General features: G+C 55.6%; 13 protein-coding genes, 4 tRNA genes and 1 pseudogene. 15 read left to right on the top strand and 3 right to left on the bottom strand.

Going from position 1 to position 18,240, the window contains the following annotated elements; translation table 11 throughout:
• Positions 1-33 precede the first annotated feature (33 nt).
• The 3 genes from MDG893_RS11990 to MDG893_RS11980 are packed head-to-tail and all read left to right on the top strand — an operon-like array spanning position 34 to position 3,112.
• Entirely contained in the window at positions 34-1,221 is a 1,188-nt protein-coding gene (locus MDG893_RS11990; protein ID WP_007154051.1) for an amino acid ABC transporter permease, read from the top strand.
• The gene (locus tag MDG893_RS11985) at positions 1,221-2,306 is read left to right on the top strand and encodes an amino acid ABC transporter permease (protein ID WP_007154050.1); all 1,086 of its coding nucleotides are present in this window, start codon (positions 1,221-1,223) and stop codon (positions 2,304-2,306) included. Before MDG893_RS11990 ends, MDG893_RS11985 begins: the two co-directional genes overlap by 1 nt.
• Before the next feature lie 11 nt (positions 2,307-2,317).
• A complete protein-coding gene (locus tag MDG893_RS11980; protein ID WP_050776501.1) occupies positions 2,318-3,112 on the top strand; it encodes an amino acid ABC transporter ATP-binding protein in 795 nt (264 codons plus the stop codon).
• A gap of 31 nt (positions 3,113-3,143) precedes the next feature.
• On the opposite strand, the gene MDG893_RS11975 is transcribed toward MDG893_RS11980, so the two are convergent.
• On the bottom strand, positions 3,144-3,869 hold the full coding sequence (locus MDG893_RS11975) for a UDP-2,3-diacylglucosamine diphosphatase (RefSeq protein ID WP_007154047.1): 726 nt from the start codon (positions 3,867-3,869) through the stop codon (positions 3,144-3,146).
• Complete coding sequence (locus tag MDG893_RS11970) at positions 3,866-4,375, bottom strand: peptidylprolyl isomerase (protein ID WP_007154046.1); 510 nt, start codon at positions 4,373-4,375, stop codon at positions 3,866-3,868. Before MDG893_RS11970 ends, MDG893_RS11975 begins: the two co-directional genes overlap by 4 nt.
• A gap of 138 nt (positions 4,376-4,513) precedes the next feature.
• Between MDG893_RS11970 and MDG893_RS11965 the strand changes: the two genes are divergently transcribed.
• The 3 genes from MDG893_RS11965 to MDG893_RS11955 all read left to right on the top strand — a co-directional run bounded on the left by MDG893_RS11965 (position 4,514) and on the right by MDG893_RS11955 (position 9,936).
• Positions 4,514-6,190, top strand: coding sequence for a glutamine--tRNA ligase/YqeY domain fusion protein (locus MDG893_RS11965; RefSeq protein ID WP_007154045.1), 1,677 nt, complete (start codon positions 4,514-4,516; stop codon positions 6,188-6,190).
• A 39-nt stretch (positions 6,191-6,229) separates the two neighbouring features.
• Positions 6,230-7,612 (top strand): cysteine--tRNA ligase, encoded by a 1,383-nt coding sequence (cysS, locus tag MDG893_RS11960; protein ID WP_040474548.1) that lies wholly within the window; start codon positions 6,230-6,232, stop codon positions 7,610-7,612.
• Between the two features lie 143 nt (positions 7,613-7,755).
• Positions 7,756-9,936 carry a malate synthase G gene (locus MDG893_RS11955; RefSeq protein ID WP_007154043.1) on the top strand — a complete coding sequence of 727 codons (2,181 nt, stop codon included), beginning with the start codon at positions 7,756-7,758 and terminating at the stop codon, positions 9,934-9,936.
• Positions 9,937-9,990: 54 nt separating this feature from the next.
• On the opposite strand, the gene folD is transcribed toward MDG893_RS11955, so the two are convergent.
• Positions 9,991-10,848, bottom strand: coding sequence for a bifunctional methylenetetrahydrofolate dehydrogenase/methenyltetrahydrofolate cyclohydrolase FolD (gene folD / locus MDG893_RS11950; protein WP_007154042.1), 858 nt, complete (start codon positions 10,846-10,848; stop codon positions 9,991-9,993).
• Positions 10,849-11,012: 164 nt separating this feature from the next.
• Here folD and MDG893_RS11945 point away from each other — a divergent pair.
• From MDG893_RS11945 to MDG893_RS21240, 9 genes and pseudogenes are all read left to right on the top strand, one after another.
• Positions 11,013-11,089: transfer RNA gene (locus MDG893_RS11945), tRNA-Pro, on the top strand.
• A gap of 50 nt (positions 11,090-11,139) precedes the next feature.
• Positions 11,140-11,216 (top strand) — tRNA-Arg (locus tag MDG893_RS11940).
• Positions 11,217-11,312: 96 nt separating this feature from the next.
• A tRNA-His gene (locus tag MDG893_RS11935) sits at positions 11,313-11,388 on the top strand.
• Between the two features lie 55 nt (positions 11,389-11,443).
• Positions 11,444-11,528 (top strand) — tRNA-Leu (locus MDG893_RS11930).
• 314 nt (positions 11,529-11,842) lie between these two features.
• Positions 11,843-13,147, top strand: coding sequence for a trigger factor (gene tig, locus MDG893_RS11925; protein ID WP_007154041.1), 1,305 nt, complete (start codon positions 11,843-11,845; stop codon positions 13,145-13,147).
• Between the two features lie 213 nt (positions 13,148-13,360).
• Complete coding sequence (gene clpP, locus MDG893_RS11920) at positions 13,361-13,996, top strand: ATP-dependent Clp endopeptidase proteolytic subunit ClpP (RefSeq protein WP_036205091.1); 636 nt, start codon at positions 13,361-13,363, stop codon at positions 13,994-13,996.
• Between the two features lie 77 nt (positions 13,997-14,073).
• Entirely contained in the window at positions 14,074-15,357 is a 1,284-nt protein-coding gene (gene clpX / locus MDG893_RS11915; protein WP_007154039.1) for an ATP-dependent Clp protease ATP-binding subunit ClpX, read from the top strand.
• 159 nt (positions 15,358-15,516) lie between these two features.
• The gene (gene lon / locus MDG893_RS11910; protein WP_007154038.1) at positions 15,517-17,934 is read left to right on the top strand and encodes an endopeptidase La; all 2,418 of its coding nucleotides are present in this window, start codon (positions 15,517-15,519) and stop codon (positions 17,932-17,934) included.
• 238 nt (positions 17,935-18,172) lie between these two features.
• Positions 18,173-18,240, top strand: a pseudogene (locus MDG893_RS21240) (DNA-binding protein HU); the annotation flags it as partial.

Raw genomic sequence — 18,240 nt, 5'->3', positions numbered from 1 at the left:
GTTTCGTCGCGGGCTAGCTTTCCGGGAACATGCATGAAAAAACAAACCTTTGATTCCAAACCTGCGGGGCCAAAGCCCTGGTACGACCCGCGGGTTCGCGCTATTTTTTTCCAGGTAGTAGCCATTGCCCTTGTCTTCTGGGGTGGCTGGGTTCTTATCGACAATACGCTTTCCAATATGGAGAGCCGTGGCATAAGCACCGGTTTCGGGTTCCTTGATGAATCAGCCGGGTTCGGCATCATCATGAGCCTGGTCCCCTACGACGCCACCATGTCGTACGGTCGAACTTTTTGGGTCGGCCTGACCAATACCCTTCTGGTATCGGCAATGGGTGTGGTGACCGCCACTATCCTCGGTTTCATCATCGGTGTCGCCAGGCTTTCAAGTAACTGGCTGGTTGCCAAAGTCTCTCTGGCGTATATCGAAGTGATCCGCAACATCCCCCTGCTGCTGCAGATTTTCTTCTGGTACTTTGCGGTGCTCAGTAGCCTGCCTTCACCGCGACAAAGCGTGGACGTCGGCGGCGCCTTTTTCCTCAACAATCGTGGCCTGTATGTGCCGGAGCCGGTGACTCAGGATGGCTTTGGCCTGGTGTGGGGAGGCATTCTCGCGGCCATTGCAGCCGTCATCGGCATTCGCATATGGGCCAAGAGGCGCCAACTGGCGACCGGAGCGATTTTCCCGACCTTCAAGGTGGGCGTGGGAATTCTGTTTCTGGTTCCGATAATGTCGTACTTCCTCGCCGGTCAGCCTCTGGAATGGGATTTGCCAGCGTTGAAGGGCTTCAATTTCGGTGGTGGCATTTCCATCATTCCGGAACTGGCCGCTCTATGGATTGCCTTGTCCCTGTACACCGCCAGCTTCATCGCGGAAATCGTGCGGTCCGGCATTCTTTCGGTCAGTAAGGGGCAGACTGAGGCGTCGAAGGCACTGGGCCTTCCGAATGGCCTTACGCTCAGACTGGTGGTGATTCCCCAGGCGATGCGGGTGATTATCCCGCCGTTGACGAGCCAATATCTCAACCTGGTGAAGAACTCCTCGCTCGCTACGGCCATCGGTTATCCCGATCTGGTTGCGGTGTTCATGGGAACTACGCTGAACCAGACCGGCCAGGCCGTGGAAGTTGTGGCCATTACCATGGCCGTTTATCTCACCATCAGCCTGTTGATCTCCCTGTTTATGAATATCTATAACCGGGCTGTAGCGATTAAGGAGCGATGATGGCTGAGTCAACCATGAAAGCGCCAAAAAAGCGCATTGATCCGGTCCGGTGGGCGCGGGAAAACCTGTTTTCAAGCTGGCACAACACGATTCTGACGCTCTTGGTGGGCTACCTGATCGTGACCAGTGTGGGTCCCTTGCTTAATTGGGTGTTGCTGGATGCGAACTTCCAGGGCAGTGACCCGAGTGACTGCACCGGAGCGGGGGCCTGCTGGCTGTTTATCAATCAGCGGCTTAATTTCTTTATCTACGGGTTTTATCCCGAGGAGTTCCAGTGGCGCGTGGACATTATGTTCGGCCTGCTGGCACTGTCTTTCGCGCCTCAGTTCATTGAACGCTTTCCTGGCCGTAAGTGGCTGGGGTTGTTCGGACTGACAGGGCTGCCGATTGTCGGCTATTTCCTGATTCCGGGTGGCCTATTTGGCCTGGAGGAGGTTCAGAGCTCGAAGTGGGGTGGGCTGATGCTGACGCTGATTCTGGCGTACATCGGCATCATTGCCTCGTTGCCGATCGGGACCTTGCTGGCACTGGGGCGGCGCTCCGAGATGCCGATCATTCGTGGGCTTTGTGTGGTTTTCATCGAAGTGTGGCGAGCAGTCCCGTTAATCACGGTACTGTTCATGGCCTCGGTGATGCTGCCGTTGTTCCTCCCGGAAGGCATGAACTTCGAGAAACTAGCGCGTGCGCTCATCGGCATCACGCTCTGGCAGTCCGCATATATGGCGGAAGTCATTCGTGGCGGCCTGCAGGCCATCCCCCGTGGGCAGTACGAAGCCGCCAGTGCCCTGGGCCTTGGGTACTGGAAGAAAATGGGGCTGATCATCCTGCCTCAAGCGCTCAAGCTCGTTATTCCCGGCATCGTTAACACGTTTATCTCGTTGTTCAAGGACACAACGCTGGTGCTGATTATCGGGCTGTTCGATATTCTCGGCACCGTTCAATCGACGGTTACGGACCCCGCCTGGCAGAACGTGGCCGTGGAGGGGTATGTCTTTGTGGCGTTCTGTTTCTGGGTGTTTTGCTTCGGCATCTCCCGATACAGCCAGAACCTTGAGCGCAAACTCGATACCGGTCACAGAACCTGATGGGTAAACCAATGACAGAACAAACGCAAACTCCTGAAACACAGTCGTCACCGTCCACAGACGTGGGCAAGTCTGACATTATTCGGGTGGAGGGCATGCACAAGTGGTACGGCGATTTCCACGTGCTGAAGGACCTTAACCTGACAGTTCGCCATGGCGAGCGCATTGTTATATGTGGCCCCTCCGGTTCGGGCAAATCCACGTTTATTCGTTGTATCAACCGGTTAGAGGAACACCAGCAAGGCAAAATCATTGTCGACGACGTGGAGCTGACGGACGACGTACGTCAGATCGACAGCGTGCGACGTGAGGTTGGTATGGTGTTTCAGCATTTCAACCTGTTCCCGCATCTGACGGTGCTTGAGAACTGCTGCCTGTCGCCGATCTGGGTGCGGAAAACGCCCCGTAAGGAAGCCGAGGCTACGGCGATGGAATACCTGGAACGAGTGAAAATTCCGGACCAGGCCAATAAGTTTCCAGGCCAGCTTTCCGGTGGCCAGCAACAGCGGGTCGCGATTGCCCGGGCGCTGTGCATGAAACCGAAAATCATGCTGTTTGACGAGCCGACATCGGCGCTGGACCCGGAGATGATCAAGGAAGTGCTGGACGTCATGATTGAGTTGGCCGGCAGCGGCATGACCATGTTGTGCGTTACCCATGAAATGGGCTTCGCCAAGACGGTGGCCGACCGGGTGATTTTCATGGATGGCGGTGAAATTGTTGAAGAGGCGCCGCCCCACGATTTCTTCACCAACCCGCAGGAGCCCAGAACCCAGAAGTTCCTGAAGCAGATCCTGCAGCACTGAACGAAAAGAGCCGGGCGATGCCCGGCTCTTTTTACAGCGGTTGTTTGGTAAGAACCGGTTCCTTGTCCGGTTCCACCACCAGCCACCAGACGTTTTCGTCCCAATCTCCCAGCACAATCCGCTTTGCCGGTTTACCGCCTGCCTCCAGTTCGTGAATCGCCGGGCGGTGGGTGTGGCCGTGAATCAGCCGTTGCACCCCGTGCGCTTCCATTTCCTTCACCACCTCATCTTTGGTGACGTCCATGATGAACTCTTCCTTGCCCTGGTTCTTGGCCATGCTGATTTCCCGTAACTGACGGGCCATCTGCTGACGCTCGGCCAGGGGGCGTTGGAGAATCATCTGCTGCCATTGCGGGTTGCGCATGTTGGCGCGGAATTTCTGATACTCCACATCCGCGGTACACAGGCTGTCACCGTGCATCAGCAGGGTGGGCGTGCCGTAAAGGTCCACCACCGTTGGGTCATCCAGTAGAGTGGCGCCAATTCGATTGCAGTACTCCTCGCCGATCAGAAAGTCCCGGTTTCCGTGCATCAGGAACAACCTGGTGCCCGAGTCGCTGACCGCGTGCAGTGCTGTCGCAATCCGTTCCTGCAAGGGCGTTCGCTCGTCATCGCCAATCCAGGCCTCGAAAAAGTCGCCGAGAATGTAGAGCTGCTCCACACCGCGGGCCTTCTCTTCAAGAAACCCCAAAAACGCATTGGTGATGTCCGGGCGGGACTCTTCCAGGTGTAAATCTGAGATGAACAGCGTGGTCACGCCGCGCCTCCATCCTCTGTAATTTCGGCTTTTTCGATCACCACGTCTTCAGCGGGCACATCCTGATGCCCAGCACGCATGGTGGTACGTATCGCGCGAATGGCGTTTACCGTTTCCATACCATCCACAACCTTGCCGAAGACGCAGTAGCCCCAGCCTTCGGCATTCTCCGCGGTGTGATCGAGAAAGCCGTTGTTCTCGACGTTAATGAAGAACTGCGCGGTGGCGGAGTGTGGGTCCATGGTGCGGGCCATGGCAACGGTGCCCTGCATATTGCTGAGGCCATTGTTGGCTTCGTTCTGAATGGGCTCGCGGGTCTTTCGAGGGGTCATGCCGGGTTCAAAGCCGCCACCCTGAATCATGAAGTTGCTGATCACACGGTGAAAGATCAGCCCATCATAGAATCCGTCGCGAACATATTGCTCAAAGTTTTTGGCGGTCTCGGGGGCCTTGTCGTAATCCAGTTCCAGTGTGATGTCACCGTGGGAGGTTTTCAGCAGAATCATCAGGGTTTCCTGTTCAAGTAGGTATTAAAAGCAACGTGGCAGTTATTGTACTGAAGAGTTTGTACGCGTGCATGAGTTAGGCAATGATTTGTGAGTATAATACGCGGTTTCAGATACACACCCTACGATTGAGATTGTATGAGCGCCGAGTCCAAGAAAGCCCATAACTTCATCCAGAGCCTGATCGAAGACGCCGTTGCCAAAGGCGAACACACGGGTAAGGTTGTGACCCGTTTTCCACCCGAGCCGAACGGTTACCTGCACATCGGCCACGCCAAATCCATTTGCCTGAATTTCGGCATTGCGGAAACCTTTGGCGGTGAATGCACGTTGCGGTTTGACGATACTAATCCTGAAAAAGAATCCCAGGAGTACATTGACTCCATCAAGCAGGATGTTCATTGGCTGGGTTGTGAATGGAGCGGAGAGGTTCGCTACGCTTCGGACTATTTTGACGCCATTTACGACTTTGCCGTTGAGTTGATTGAAAAAGGCAAAGCCTATGTGTGCGCGCTGACTGCCGATCAGATGGCCGAGTACCGGGGTACGCTTAAAGAACCGGGCCAGAACAGTCCCTACCGCGACCGTCCGGTGGAAGAAAACCTTCAGCTGTTCCGCGATATGCGCGCCGGTAAGTATCAGAACGGTGAGCTGGTGCTGCGCGCCAAAATCGATATGGCCTCCCCGAACATCAATCTGCGGGACCCGATTTTGTACCGGATTCGTTATGCCGACCATCACCAGACTGGCGATAAATGGTGCATCTATCCGATGTACGACTTCACCCACCCGATTTCCGACGCCATGGAGGGGATTACGCACTCCCTGTGCACCCTGGAATTCGAGGATCATCGCCCGTTGTATGATTGGGTGCTGGAAAACATCTCCGCTCCGTGCCAGCCAAGGCAGATCGAGTTTGCCCGGCTGAATCTCAATTACACCATCACCAGCAAGCGCAAACTCAAGCGTTTGGTGGACGAAGGCTTTGTCGATAGCTGGAACGATCCACGCATGCCCACCATCTCCGGCATGCGCCGCCGTGGTTATACCCCGGAGTCCATCCGCACCTTCTGTGACATGATCGGTGTCAACAAGGCCGGCGGCACCGTGGATATGGGCATGCTGGAGCACGCCATTCGCGAAGACCTGAATACCCGTGCGCCCCGCGCCATGTGCGTAATGCGCCCGCTGAAGGTAACACTGACTAATTACCCGGAAGACAAGACCGAAACCCTGGTGTTGCCGCTTCACCCCCAGAACCCGGACATGGGCGAGCGTGAAGTCACCTGGAGCCAGACCCTGTTCATCGACCGTGAAGATTTCGCCGAGGAACCTCCGCGAAAGTGGAAACGGTTGGCGCCTGATCAGGCGGTTCGTCTGCGTGGCGGCTATGTGATGACTTGCCGTGAGGTGATTCGCAATGACAATGGTGAAATTGTTGAGCTGAAGTGCGAATTCGACCAGAACACACTCGGTGTGAATCCGGAGGGCTACAAGCCCAACGGCGTGATCCACTGGGTATCGGCGGCCGACAGCGTGGAAGTTGACATCAACCAGTATGACCGGCTCTTTGTCGAAGAGTCGCCGGACAGCGACAAAGACACCGACTTTGTGGAATCCATTAACCCGGAATCGCTGGTGGTTCTCAAAGGCGCACGAGCCGAGAAAAATCTGGCCTCTCCGGGGACCGACCTGCCGTATCAGTTTGAACGGGAAGGTTACTTCTTCTGCGATCAGGAACTGACTGCGGCAGCAGGCCGTCCGGTGTTTAACCGTACCGTGACCCTCAGGGATTCCTGGGGCAAGGGCAAGTAAGTTCGGTGATACATTCATTCAATTTTTAACGAGCGACGCGTGATTAGAATCTACAACACCCTTAGTCAGCAAAAGGAAGAGTTTCAGCCGATAGAGCCAGGAAAGGTTCGCATGTATGTCTGTGGCATGACGGTGTATGACTACTGTCATCTGGGACATGCGCGGGTGTTGGTGGCGTTTGATGTGATCACGCGGTACCTGCGTCACAGCGGCTACGATGTCCACTACGTGCGCAACATCACCGACATCGACGACAAGATCCTGCGCCGCGCGGACGAGAATGGCGAAGTTTATAGCGACCTCACCCAGCGCATGATCAAGGCCATGCACGAGGATGAGGCCAAGCTGGGCGTTTTGTCGCCTACCGAAGAGCCGTGCGCGACCGACTACATTAATGACATCGTGGCCATGATCCACAAGCTCGTTTCGGGCGGTCATGCCTATGCCGCCGATAACGGCGACGTCTACTTTTCCGTCGAGTCGTACTCCGATTACGGCAAACTCAGCAAGAAAAAGCTTGAGGATCTTGTGGCTGGCGCAAGGGTGGATGTTCAGGAAGCGAAGCGCAGCCCGGCGGATTTTGTGCTTTGGAAGGCCGCTAAAGAGGGTGAGGTAAGTTGGCCTTCACCTTGGGGTGACGGTCGGCCGGGTTGGCATATCGAATGCTCTGCCATGTCCAATCGTTGCCTCGGCGAGACCTTTGATATCCACGGCGGCGGGCCGGATTTGCTGTTCCCGCATCATGAGAACGAAATTGCCCAGTCCGAATGCGCCAATGGCCATACCTTTGTGAACACCTGGATGCACGCTGGCGCAATTCGGGTGAACAAGGAGAAAATGTCCAAGTCCCTGGGCAATTTCTTCACCATCCGTGAGATCTTTGAGAAGTATGCGCCGGAGGTGGTGCGTTACTTCCTTGTATCCAGCCATTACCGCAGTCAGGTGGACTACTCGGAAGACAATCTCGCGGAAGCTGGGCGCACGCTCACCCGTCTCTACCATGCTCTGCGTGGCCTGGTGCCCGCCAAGAACGTGGCGGAAACAGAACACGATCAGCGCTTTGCCGAGGCCATGGATGACGACTTCAACACTGCAGGAGCCACGGCGGTTCTTCATGCAGTCGCTAATGAGATCAACCTGCACCGTAGGGAAGGGCGCGACGAAAAGGCTAACGAGCAAGCTGCGGTGCTTGTGAGGCTTGGCGGTGTTCTGGGGCTGTTGCAGCAGGACCCGGAAGCTTTCTTTCAGGCCGATACTGGCGGTGAGCTCAGTGCTGACGACATCGCGGCGATGATCCAGGCCCGTGCCGATGCGCGCAAGCAGAAAGATTTCGCCGAAGCGGACCGTATAAGGGATGAGCTGGCCGATAAAGGCGTTATCCTGGACGACAGTCGCGAAGGCACCAGCTGGCGCAGGGGATGATGTCCACCAAAGGTCGTGTTGTTGGCATGGGAATGACCTTGTAGGGAAATTCCCGTACAATACGGCCCTCGAATTATAACGGCCCTGACGGGTAAACCCGTAAAAAGGGCAGGGAATACAGTAACCCACTGAGGCAAACAACGATGACAGAACGCGTACAAGTCGGCGACCTTCAGGTCGCAAAGAACCTGTTCGATTTCGTTAACAACGAAGCAATTCCGGGCACGGGTGTCGACGCTGACAAATTCTGGGCCGAGTTCGACAAGATTGTTCACGAATTGGCTCCGCGTAACAAAGAGCTGCTGGCCAAGCGCGATGACATCCAGGAGAAAATGGACACCTGGAATCGTGACCACAAGGGCCAGAAGCTCGACATGGCCGAGTACAAGTCGTTCCTGAAGGATATCGGCTACCTGGTTGACGAGCCCGGTGACTTCAAGATCTCCACTTCAAACGTGGATCCGGAAGTGGCCACCATGGCTGGTCCCCAGCTTGTTGTTCCGGTGATGAACGCCCGTTTTGCGCTGAACGCTGCCAACGCCCGTTGGGGTAGTCTTTACGACGCACTGTACGGCACCGATGCGATCTCCGAGGAAAACGGCGCCGAAAAAGGCCGTGGCTACAACCCGGTTCGTGGTGCCAAGGTCATTGAATTTGCGCGCAACCTTCTGGACAGTTCCGCTCCGCTGGCTTCTGGCAGCCATAAAGACGCAGCCCAGTATCTGGTTGAGAGTGGCAAGCTGGTGGTCAAGTTGCAGAACGGTGAGTCTACTGGCCTGAAAGACGAGTCCGGCTTTGTGGGTTACACCGGCGCCGCCGATGCACCTACTGGCGTGCTGCTGGTCAAGAATGGCATGCACTTTGAAATTCAGGTCGATGCCAGCCACCCCATCGGAAAGGATGACGGGGCACATGTAAAAGATGTGCTGATGGAGTCAGCCCTGACCACCATCATGGACTGTGAGGATTCCGTCGCTGCCGTGGATGCCGATGACAAGGCGCTGGCCTACCGCAACTGGTTGGGTCTGATGAAAGGCGACCTGGAAGAAACCTTCGAGAAAGGCGGCCAGCAAACCACTCGCAAGATGCACGGTGATCGTGCCTACACCAAGCCGGAAGGCGGAGAGTTGGTGCTGAAAGGCCGCAGCCTGATGTTCGTGCGTAACGTGGGTCACCTGATGACCAACCCGGCCATCCTGCTGAAAGACGGCAGTGAAGTGCCTGAGGGGTTGATGGACGGACTCATGACCTCACTGATCGCAATCCACGACCTCAAAGGCACTGGCAAGCTGCAGAACAGCACCACCGGCTCGGTTTACATTGTTAAACCGAAGATGCACGGGCCTGAAGAAGTGGCGTTTACCAACGAGTTTTTCGGTCGCGTTGAAGATGCGCTTGGTCTGCCGGCGTTCACCCTGAAAGTGGGCATTATGGACGAGGAGCGGCGTACCACCGTTAACCTCAAGTCCTGCATCTATGCCGCCAGAGAGCGTGCCGTCTTCATCAATACTGGTTTCCTGGATCGCACTGGTGACGAGATCCACACCTCCATGGAATTGGGGCCGTTTATCCGTAAGGGGCCGATGAAGCAGGCTGCCTGGATCCAGGCCTACGAACAGTGGAACGTGGATATCGGCCTGGAAACCGGTTTCCGTGGTGTTGCCCAGATCGGTAAAGGAATGTGGGCCATGCCGGACCTGATGGCGGGTATGCTCGAAGCCAAGATCGGTCACCCGAAAGCCGGCGCCAATACCGCATGGGTGCCGTCACCAACAGCGGCTACGTTGCACGCCACCCACTACCATCAGGTGAGCGTTGCGGATATCCAGCAAGAGCTGGAAAGCCGCACCCGTGCCAACCTGGATGACATCCTGACCGTGCCTGTAATGGACGACCCGAAATCCCTGTCGGCGGAAGAAATTCAGCAGGAGCTGGACAACAACGCCCAGGGTATTCTCGGTTACGTGGTGCGTTGGATCGACAGCGGTGTCGGCTGCTCCAAGGTTCCCGACATCAACGATGTGGGCCTGATGGAAGACCGCGCTACCTTGCGTATCGCTTCGCAGTTGCTGACCAACTGGCTCTACCACGGTATCTGCACCGAAGAGCAGATCAACGAAACCATGAAGCGCATGGCGGCAGTGGTTGATCGCCAGAATGCGAACGACCCGTCCTACCGTGACATGGCGCCGGAGTTCGAGGGCAGCATTGCCTTCCAGGCTGCCATGGATCTGGTTCTCAAGGGCCGCGAGCAGCCGAATGGTTACACCGAGCCGCTTCTGCACGCCTATCGTCTGAAGGCGAAAGAGAAGTACGGTCAGTAATCAGGGCCGACGATCAAAAAACCCCGCGAATGCGGGGTTTTTTGTGGGGCCGGATTAATCCTTGTGTAGCTCGTTCGCTGCATAGAGCGTGTTCTGTAGCAGCGTCGCAATCGTCATGGGGCCTACGCCGCCGGGCACTGGAGTAATGTACGCAGCCCGCTCCGAAGCCGCTTCGAAATCGACATCACCACGCAGCTTGCCGTCTTCCATTCGATTGATTCCCACATCAATCACGGTTGCTCCGGGTTTGACCCACTCACCCTTGATCAGCCCCGGCTTTCCGACCGCGGCAATCAGAATGTCCGCTTCCCGCACAAACTTCTCGAGGTCGTCGGTAAACCGGTGGCATATTGTCACGGTGGCGCCTTTGAGCAACAACTCCATGGTCATGGGGCGACCGACGATGTTGGATGCGCCCACGATAACGGCGTGCTGGCCCTTATAAGGGGTGTCTACGCTGTCCAGCAGGGTGATGACGCCTGCTGGTGTGCAGGGTCTCAGGGCCGGCTTGCGCTGCATCAGGCGTCCGATATTGTAGGGGTGGAAGCCGTCCACGTCCTTGTCAGGGCGAATCTTTACCAGAATGGGGTCAGCGTCCATGTGGTCGGGCAGGGGAAGCTGCACCAGGATGCCGTCCACGTCTGGGTTCTCATTGAGCTCGTCAACCAGAGCCTCCAGGGCTTCCTGTGAGGTGTCTTCCGGAAGGTCGTAGGAGAGCGACATGATGCCCGCCTCGTCACAGGCCCTGCGCTTGTTGCCTACGTACACGTGCGAGGCCGGGTCATTGCCTACCAGCACCACAGCCAGCCCGGGCGCGCGAAGCCCCTGTTGCCTGCGGGCTTCAGTTCCTGCCGCAACCTGTTGTCGCACAGTGGCGGCGATGTCTTTTCCGTTGATCAGTTTGGCGCTCATGTCTTTGTCTTGTCGGTTGTGCGAGAATAAAGGCGCAGCATTGTCTCATGCTTGGGCTCCGTCGCCAATCGAAGGGCGAAAACCCGAAATGCGTGTTGACGGACCGGTTCGGCGCCGGTAATATGCGCGCCAACTTTGCTGAGGTATCTGTTGTTCAGTTGAGACGGGGTATAGCGCAGTCTGGTAGCGCGCCTGCTTTGGGAGCAGGATGTCGGGAGTTCGAATCTCTCTACCCCGACCACTTTCTGGTCAGTCCAGGATATTGAACAGTCAGGTGGGCGAACGGTTTATGCGCTCGTAGCTCAGCTGGATAGAGCATCGGCCTTCTAAGCCGGTGGTCGCAGGTTCGAGTCCTGCCGGGCGCGCCATACCGCAGACGGTTTGATCCGTCCCGGAGACACCGAATCAGCAAAGTTTACCTGAAGTGCCTGTTGGGGTCTCTGCCCGGCAGTAGTCTGGATGTGGTGGACGTAGCTCAGTTGGTAGAGCTCAGGATTGTGACTCCTGCGGTCGAGGGTTCGAACCCCTTCGTCCACCCCACTTTCCTGCTTGCAGTGATCTATGGCTCCTTTAGGAACAGAATTCCGATTTTTTTGCCTCGGTGGTGGAATTGGTAGACACGATAGGTTTAGGTCCTGTTGCCGCAAGGCGTGGGGGTTCAAGTCCCTCCCGAGGTACCAAATCAGAAACCCTCTCAGAAACTCTGAGGGGGTTTTTTTATGGGTTACAGAAGTGGCTGGAGAGTGATTCCTGTCACATTGATGTTTATAGCCCCCTTTCTTTTTTGGTTTTAATCCCCAACTCTCGTTTCAGATAAAAGAGCGGGGCGCCCATATTCCCGGAAGTTGCCTGTAACAGGTGGATTCTCTCGGCACGGCAAACCGTGATAAACTACCCGCTTTTAAATTTTCGTCCTTTTCAGGGTATTTGTCCTGAAATCGAATTTAGCTTTTACTTTCATTCACATACCGAACCTGTAATTTGAGGATCTTCCATGCAAGTGTCTGTTGAAACGACCTCCAACATCGAACGTCGGATGACAATCGGTGTGCCCGCCCAGGAAATCGACCAGGCGGTTCAGAAACGCCTGCAGGAAACCGCTCGCACGGTAAAAATGAACGGTTTCCGCCCGGGCAAGGTGCCCATGCGTGTGGTGAAGCGTCGTTTTGGTGACAGCGTCCGGCAGGAGATTGTCGGCGAGGTTATGCGCGACAACTACATCAAGGCGTTGCAGGAGCAGGACATCAACCCTGCAGGTTGGCCGAAGTTCGAGCCGAAAACCATGGAAGAGGGCAAGGACCTCGAGTTCGTGGCCATTTTCGAAGTATTGCCGGAAGTGGAGCTGGGTGATTTCAGCAAGATCTCCGTGGAAAAGCCGAAGGCCGAGATTGCCGATAAAGACGTCGACACCATGATTGACAACCTGCGTCGCCAGCAGGCCACCATGAAGTCGGTCAAACGCAAGTCCAAGAACAAGGATGTTGTACTGATCGATTTCAAGGGCACTGTTGATGGCGAAGAGTTCGAAGGCGGTGCTGCCGAAAATCACAAACTGACCCTCGGTTCGGGCCAGATGATCCCCGGTTTCGAGAAAGGCATTGTTGGCGGTAAAGCCGGTGAAGAGCTTGAAATCGAAGTGACTTTCCCTGAGGACTACCAGAACGAAGATCTGGCGGGCAAGCCGGCCAAGTTCGACATCAAGATTCACGACGTTCAGGAGCCGCAGCTGCCGGAGCTGGACGCGGAATTCTTCAAGAAGTTTGGTATCGACGCTGAAGACGAAGGCACGTTCCGTGAAGAAGTGCAGAAGAACATGGAGCGTGAGCTCAAGCAGGCGGTCTCAAACAAGGTCAAGAATGACGTGGTTGAGGGGCTTCTTGAAAGCACCGAGCTTGAAGTGCCCACGGCTCTGGTGGATCAGGAAATCGATCGCCTGCGCCAGGACGCAGTACAGCGGTTCGGCGGCCAGGTAGACTTCCAGCAGTTGCCCAAGGAAATCTTCGAAGAGCAGGCTCGTCGTCGTGTGAAAACAGGCCTTCTGTTCCAGGAAGTGGTCAAGCAGAATGACCTGAAGGCAGATCCTGCTAAAGTGGATGAAAAGATCCAGGAAATTGCGTCAACGTATGAACAGCCTGAAGAGGTTGTGGCGCATTTCAACAGCAGCCCGGAGCAGAAGCAGCAGATCGAGTCGTCTGTTCTCGAAGATGCGGTCGTTGATCTGATTCTTGACCAGGCTAAGGTCAAGGAGAAGAAGCTCAAGTACGAAGAGGCTATCCAGGCCGGTCAGCAGCAGCGTTAAAGACAGCAGGGCCATTGCAGATTGGCCCCGCATGCCTGGGAAGTAGAGCAGCCGGTACGTCCGGCTGTTTTCATCTTGGCCCGGTGCTGGCACAGTAATAGCCAACACAGCAATAGCTCTGATTAGTAGCGATAAGAAAAACGAGGCGTAGCTGATTTATAAGCGGTGGCGAAAAAACGCCACTTCATTGTCCAGAAGGAGTTCACGCGCATCATGACGCAGACACCAATTGATGGTCCCGCAATGGTTACCAATTCCGGCCTGGTACCAATCGTTATCGAGCAGACCGCACGAGGCGAACGTTCTTTTGACATCTTTTCCCGTCTGTTAAAGGAGCGGGTAATCTTCCTGGTGGGCCCGGTCGAAGACCATATGGCCAACCTGATCGTGGCTCAGTTGCTGTTCCTGGAGTCCGAGAACCCGGACAAGGACATTCATCTGTACATCAACAGCCCGGGCGGCTCCGTTACTGCGGGTATGTCTATCTACGACACCATGCAGTTCATCAAGCCCGATGTGGCCACGCTGTGTGTGGGACAAGCTGCCAGCATGGGCGCGTTTCTGCTGGCGGGCGGTGCAGAAGGCAAGCGTGCCTGCCTGCCGAATTCGCGGGTTATGATTCATCAGCCGTTAGGCGGTTACCAGGGCCAGGCAACGGATATTGAGATCCACACACGTGAGATCCTGAAGATCCGCCACACCCTGAACTCCATCCTGGCCCATCACACCGGCCAGAAGCTCGACACCATCGCCAAGGACACGGACCGTGATAATTTCATGGATCCGCAGCAGGCGAAGGACTACGGGCTGATTGATTCTATACTTGATAAGCGTGTACCGAATAAATAATACTGAAGGTAATCGCAACATTCCCTGCTGGCGTATTGAGGTGAGTGCGCCGGCAAACCAAGCTCAGAGGTATTTCAATGGCAGATGAAAGAAACGGCAGGGGCGACGATAACGGCAAGTTGCTGTACTGCTCGTTTTGTGGAAAGAGCCAGCATGAAGTCCGTAAGCTCATTGCAGGGCCCTCGGTGTTCATCTGCGACGAGTGCGTCGATCTGTGCAACGATATTATCCGGGAGGAAATCCAGGAAAATGCACAGGAAGAGGCCAGTGATCGTCTTCCGACACCCGCTGAAATCCGCGACACGCTGAATGAATACGTGATCGGCCAGGACCGGGCCAAGGTGGTGCTATCCGTAGCGGTTTACAACCACTACAAGCGCCTTCGCTATGGTGAGGGCAAGGCCGAAGTGGAACTGGGCAAAAGTAATATCCTGCTGATCGGCCCGACCGGTAGTGGTAAGACTCTGCTTGCCGAAACTCTGGCTCGGATGCTCAATGTTCCCTTCACCATTGCCGATGCAACCACGTTGACCGAAGCCGGCTATGTCGGTGAAGACGTCGAGAACATCATCCAGAAACTTCTGCAGAAATGCGACTACGATGTCGACAAGGCCCAGCGAGGCATTGTGTACATCGACGAAATTGACAAGATTTCCCGCAAGTCTGACAACCCGTCCATCACCCGGGATGTGTCCGGTGAAGGCGTTCAGCAGGCGCTGCTCAAGCTGATTGAGGGCACTGTGGCGTCCGTTCCTCCGCAGGGTGGCCGCAAACACCCGCAGCAGGAATTCCTGCAGGTGGACACCGGTAACATGCTGTTTATCTGCGGCGGCGCCTTTGCTGGCCTGGATAAGGTGATTCAGGAGCGCTCAGAACGCAGCAGCATTGGCTTCTCTGCGCTGGTGAAGAGTCCGGACGACACCAAGAACACGGGCGATATCATTAAGGATGTCGAAACCGAGGATCTGGTCAAGTATGGCTTGATTCCGGAGTTCGTCGGTCGTCTGCCGGTAGTGGCGACTCTGACGGAACTGGACGAAGAGGCGCTTGTACAGATATTGACCGAGCCCAAGAACGCTCTGACCAAACAGTATCAGAAGCTGTTTGACATGGAAGGCGTGGAACTGGACTTTCGCGAAGACGCACTGCGGGCAGTTGCTCGTAAGGCCATGGAGCGGAAAACCGGCGCCCGTGGTCTTCGTTCGATCATGGAGGCGACATTGCTGGACACCATGTATCAGATACCGTCTGAGCATGATGTCTCCAAGGTGGTGATTGACGAGAGCGTCATCAGCGGCCAATCCGAGCCTTTCAAGATTTATGCAAGCAGCGACCACGCCAAGGCGGTGCCGGAGGATTGATGCTCCGGTCAGTCGGCGTTTAAAAAAGGGCGGAAACGCCCTTTTTTTATGCCCGCACCGGGCCGGGAAGTAATGCCTGAGAGCGTAAAAAGTTGCAATTTTTGCTGTCGCCCCAATGAAGGGTGATATGCTGAATCAAACATCGTCAGAGGATTTTCTATGACCCTGATACCTGAAGAGTCCGTGCAAGAATACCCGCTGTTGCCGCTGAGAGATGTGGTGGTGTTCCCGCACATGGTGGTACCGCTGTTTGTGGGCCGGGAGAAGTCCATACAGGCGCTGGAAGCGGCCATGGAGGGCAACAAGGAAATCCTGCTGGTGGCCCAGAGAGATGCGTCAACGGACGAACCGGGCCCGGATGATGTGTTTGCCATGGGTACCGTAGCCACAGTGCTGCAAATGCTCAGGTTGCCGGATGGCACCGTCAAGGTCCTGGTTGAGGGCAACGCCCGTGCAACCATTACCGGCATCGCTGATGGCGAGTATCTCGCCGGTACGGCCATGCTGATGGATGAGGACTCGCTGCCTGCCAGGGAAGAGGACGTGCTGGTCAAAACCCTGATGGACGAGTTCGAGAAGTACGTGAAGCTCTCCAGGAAAGTGCCCTCGGAAGTCTCCAATGCATTGACCGGCATTAATGAGCTTGAACGCCTTGCAGATACCATGGCGGCCCATCTGGAGCTGAAGATTCCCGAGAAGCAGGAGCTTCTTGAAGCCCTCGAGATTCGTCAGCGTGTTGACTTGCTGCTGGGCAAGCTGGACGGTGAAATCGATCTGATTGAAGTGGAAAAACGCATTCGCGGCCGCGTCAAGAAACAGATGGAGCGCAGCCAGCGGGAGTACTATCTCAACGAGCAGATGAAGGCCATCCAGAAAGAGATGGGCAGTCTCGGTGAGGGCAATAACGATTTTGAAGAGCTTGAGCAAAAGCTGGAAGAAGCCGGCCTGCCCGAAGAGGCCCGCAAGAAAACCGAAGCGGAGCTGAACAAGCTCAAGATGATGTCACCGATGTCTGCAGAGGCAACGGTTGTGCGTGGTTACATCGACTGGATGCTGGCCATTCCCTGGAAAAAGCGCAGCCGTGTTCGCCACGACATCGAAAAGGCCCGCGACATCCTGGATGAGGATCACTACGGCCTGGACGAAGTGAAGAAGCGGATTCTGGAGTATCTGGCTGTCCAGAGTCGGGTGAAAAAAGTGAAGGGTCCGGTTCTCTGTCTGGTAGGTCCTCCCGGTGTTGGTAAGACCTCTCTTGGCCAATCGATCGCCCGCGCGACCAATCGCAAGTATACGCGTATGGCGTTGGGCGGCGTCCGTGACGAAGCGGAGATCCGCGGCCATCGCAAAACCTATATCGGGGCTTTGCCGGGCAAGTTGCTGCAGAAGCTGTCCAAGGTGGGTGTGAAGAACCCGCTGTTCCTGTTCGATGAAATCGACAAAATGGGCATGGATCATCGTGGCGACCCGGCGTCAGCGTTGCTGGAAGTGCTCGACCCGGAACAGAACCACACCTTCAACGACCATTACCTGGAGGTCGACTACGATCTTTCGGATGTGATGTTCGTGTGTACGTCGAACTCCATGGACATTCCGCCGGCGCTGCTGGATCGCATGGAAATTATCCGCATCCCGGGGTACACCGAGGACGAGAAGGTCAATATTGCGCTGAAATATCTGTTGCCCAAGCAGGTAAAGGCCAACGGCCTGCGTAAGAACGAACTCGACATGCCAGAGCAAACGCTTCGTGACCTGATTCGCTACTATACCCGTGAGGCCGGCGTACGCGGCCTTGAGCGTGAGATTGCCAAGATCTGCCGTAAAGTGGTTCGGGATCATGTTGAAAGCGGTGCCAAGGCCACTGTGACGCTCTCGCCTGAGATGCTTGAGGACTATTCAGGTGTTAAAAAATTCAAGTATGGCCTGGCCGAGGAGAAGAATCAGGTCGGACAGGTGACAGGCCTTGCCTGGACCCAGGTTGGTGGTGAGCTGCTGACTCTTGAATGCGCCCTGACCAAAGGCAAGGGACGTGTGGTCAAGACCGGCTCCCTGGGTGATGTGATGCAGGAGTCTATCCAGGCTGCCCTGACAGTGGTCAGAAGTCGTGCGTTGGGGTTGGGTATCAGTGACGATTTTCATGAAAAGCACGATTTGCACGTCCACGTTCCCGAGGGCGCGACGCCAAAAGATGGCCCGAGTGCCGGTATCGGCATGTGCACGGCACTGGTTTCTTCATTGACCCAGATTCCGGTTCGGGCCGACGTGGCGATGACGGGTGAGATCACCCTTCGCGGTCGGGTTCTGCCCATCGGAGGGCTAAAGGAGAAGCTCCTGGCGGCCCACAGAGGTGGTATAAAGACAGTTATTATCCCTGATGAAAATGCTCGTGATCTCAAAGAGATACCGGACAATATCAAGGAGTCACTGGAAATCCGACCGGTCAAATGGATTGACGAGGTGCTCGATATTGCACTGGCCTATCCGCCGGAACCGCGCACCGAAGATTCGTCCTCAGAAACGGGGGCAGGTAAGCCCCGTGACGAAGACGGCGACGCTGCAGAGCGCATAAATACACATTAAACACGCGTTGTATTGTTGACATGCGAGAGAGCCCATTGGTATAACTGTTTCGCCGTGAAGCAGCCAATATCAAGGGCTCCCGCGCAGTTAATGCCTATTCCGAACACCGGTTAGTAACCGAAAGGAATAAAAATAGTGAAGAATGGAATTCTCTGACCGCTTATGCGATAGTCGGGAACGTCCAGGAAACAACAAACCAACCTATAACATCTTCAACCTGAAATCGAAGGGGTTTAGTGTGAACAAGTCCGAACTGATCGATGCAATTGCAGAATCCGCAGATATCTCCAAAGCCGCTGCTGGCCG

The sequence above is a fragment of the Marinobacter algicola DG893 genome, assembly GCF_000170835.1.
Lineage (GTDB): Bacteria > Pseudomonadota > Gammaproteobacteria > Pseudomonadales > Oleiphilaceae > Marinobacter > Marinobacter algicola.
The sequence above is the reverse complement of the archived record's forward strand: the minus strand, read 5'-3'. Positions and strand labels throughout refer to the sequence as shown.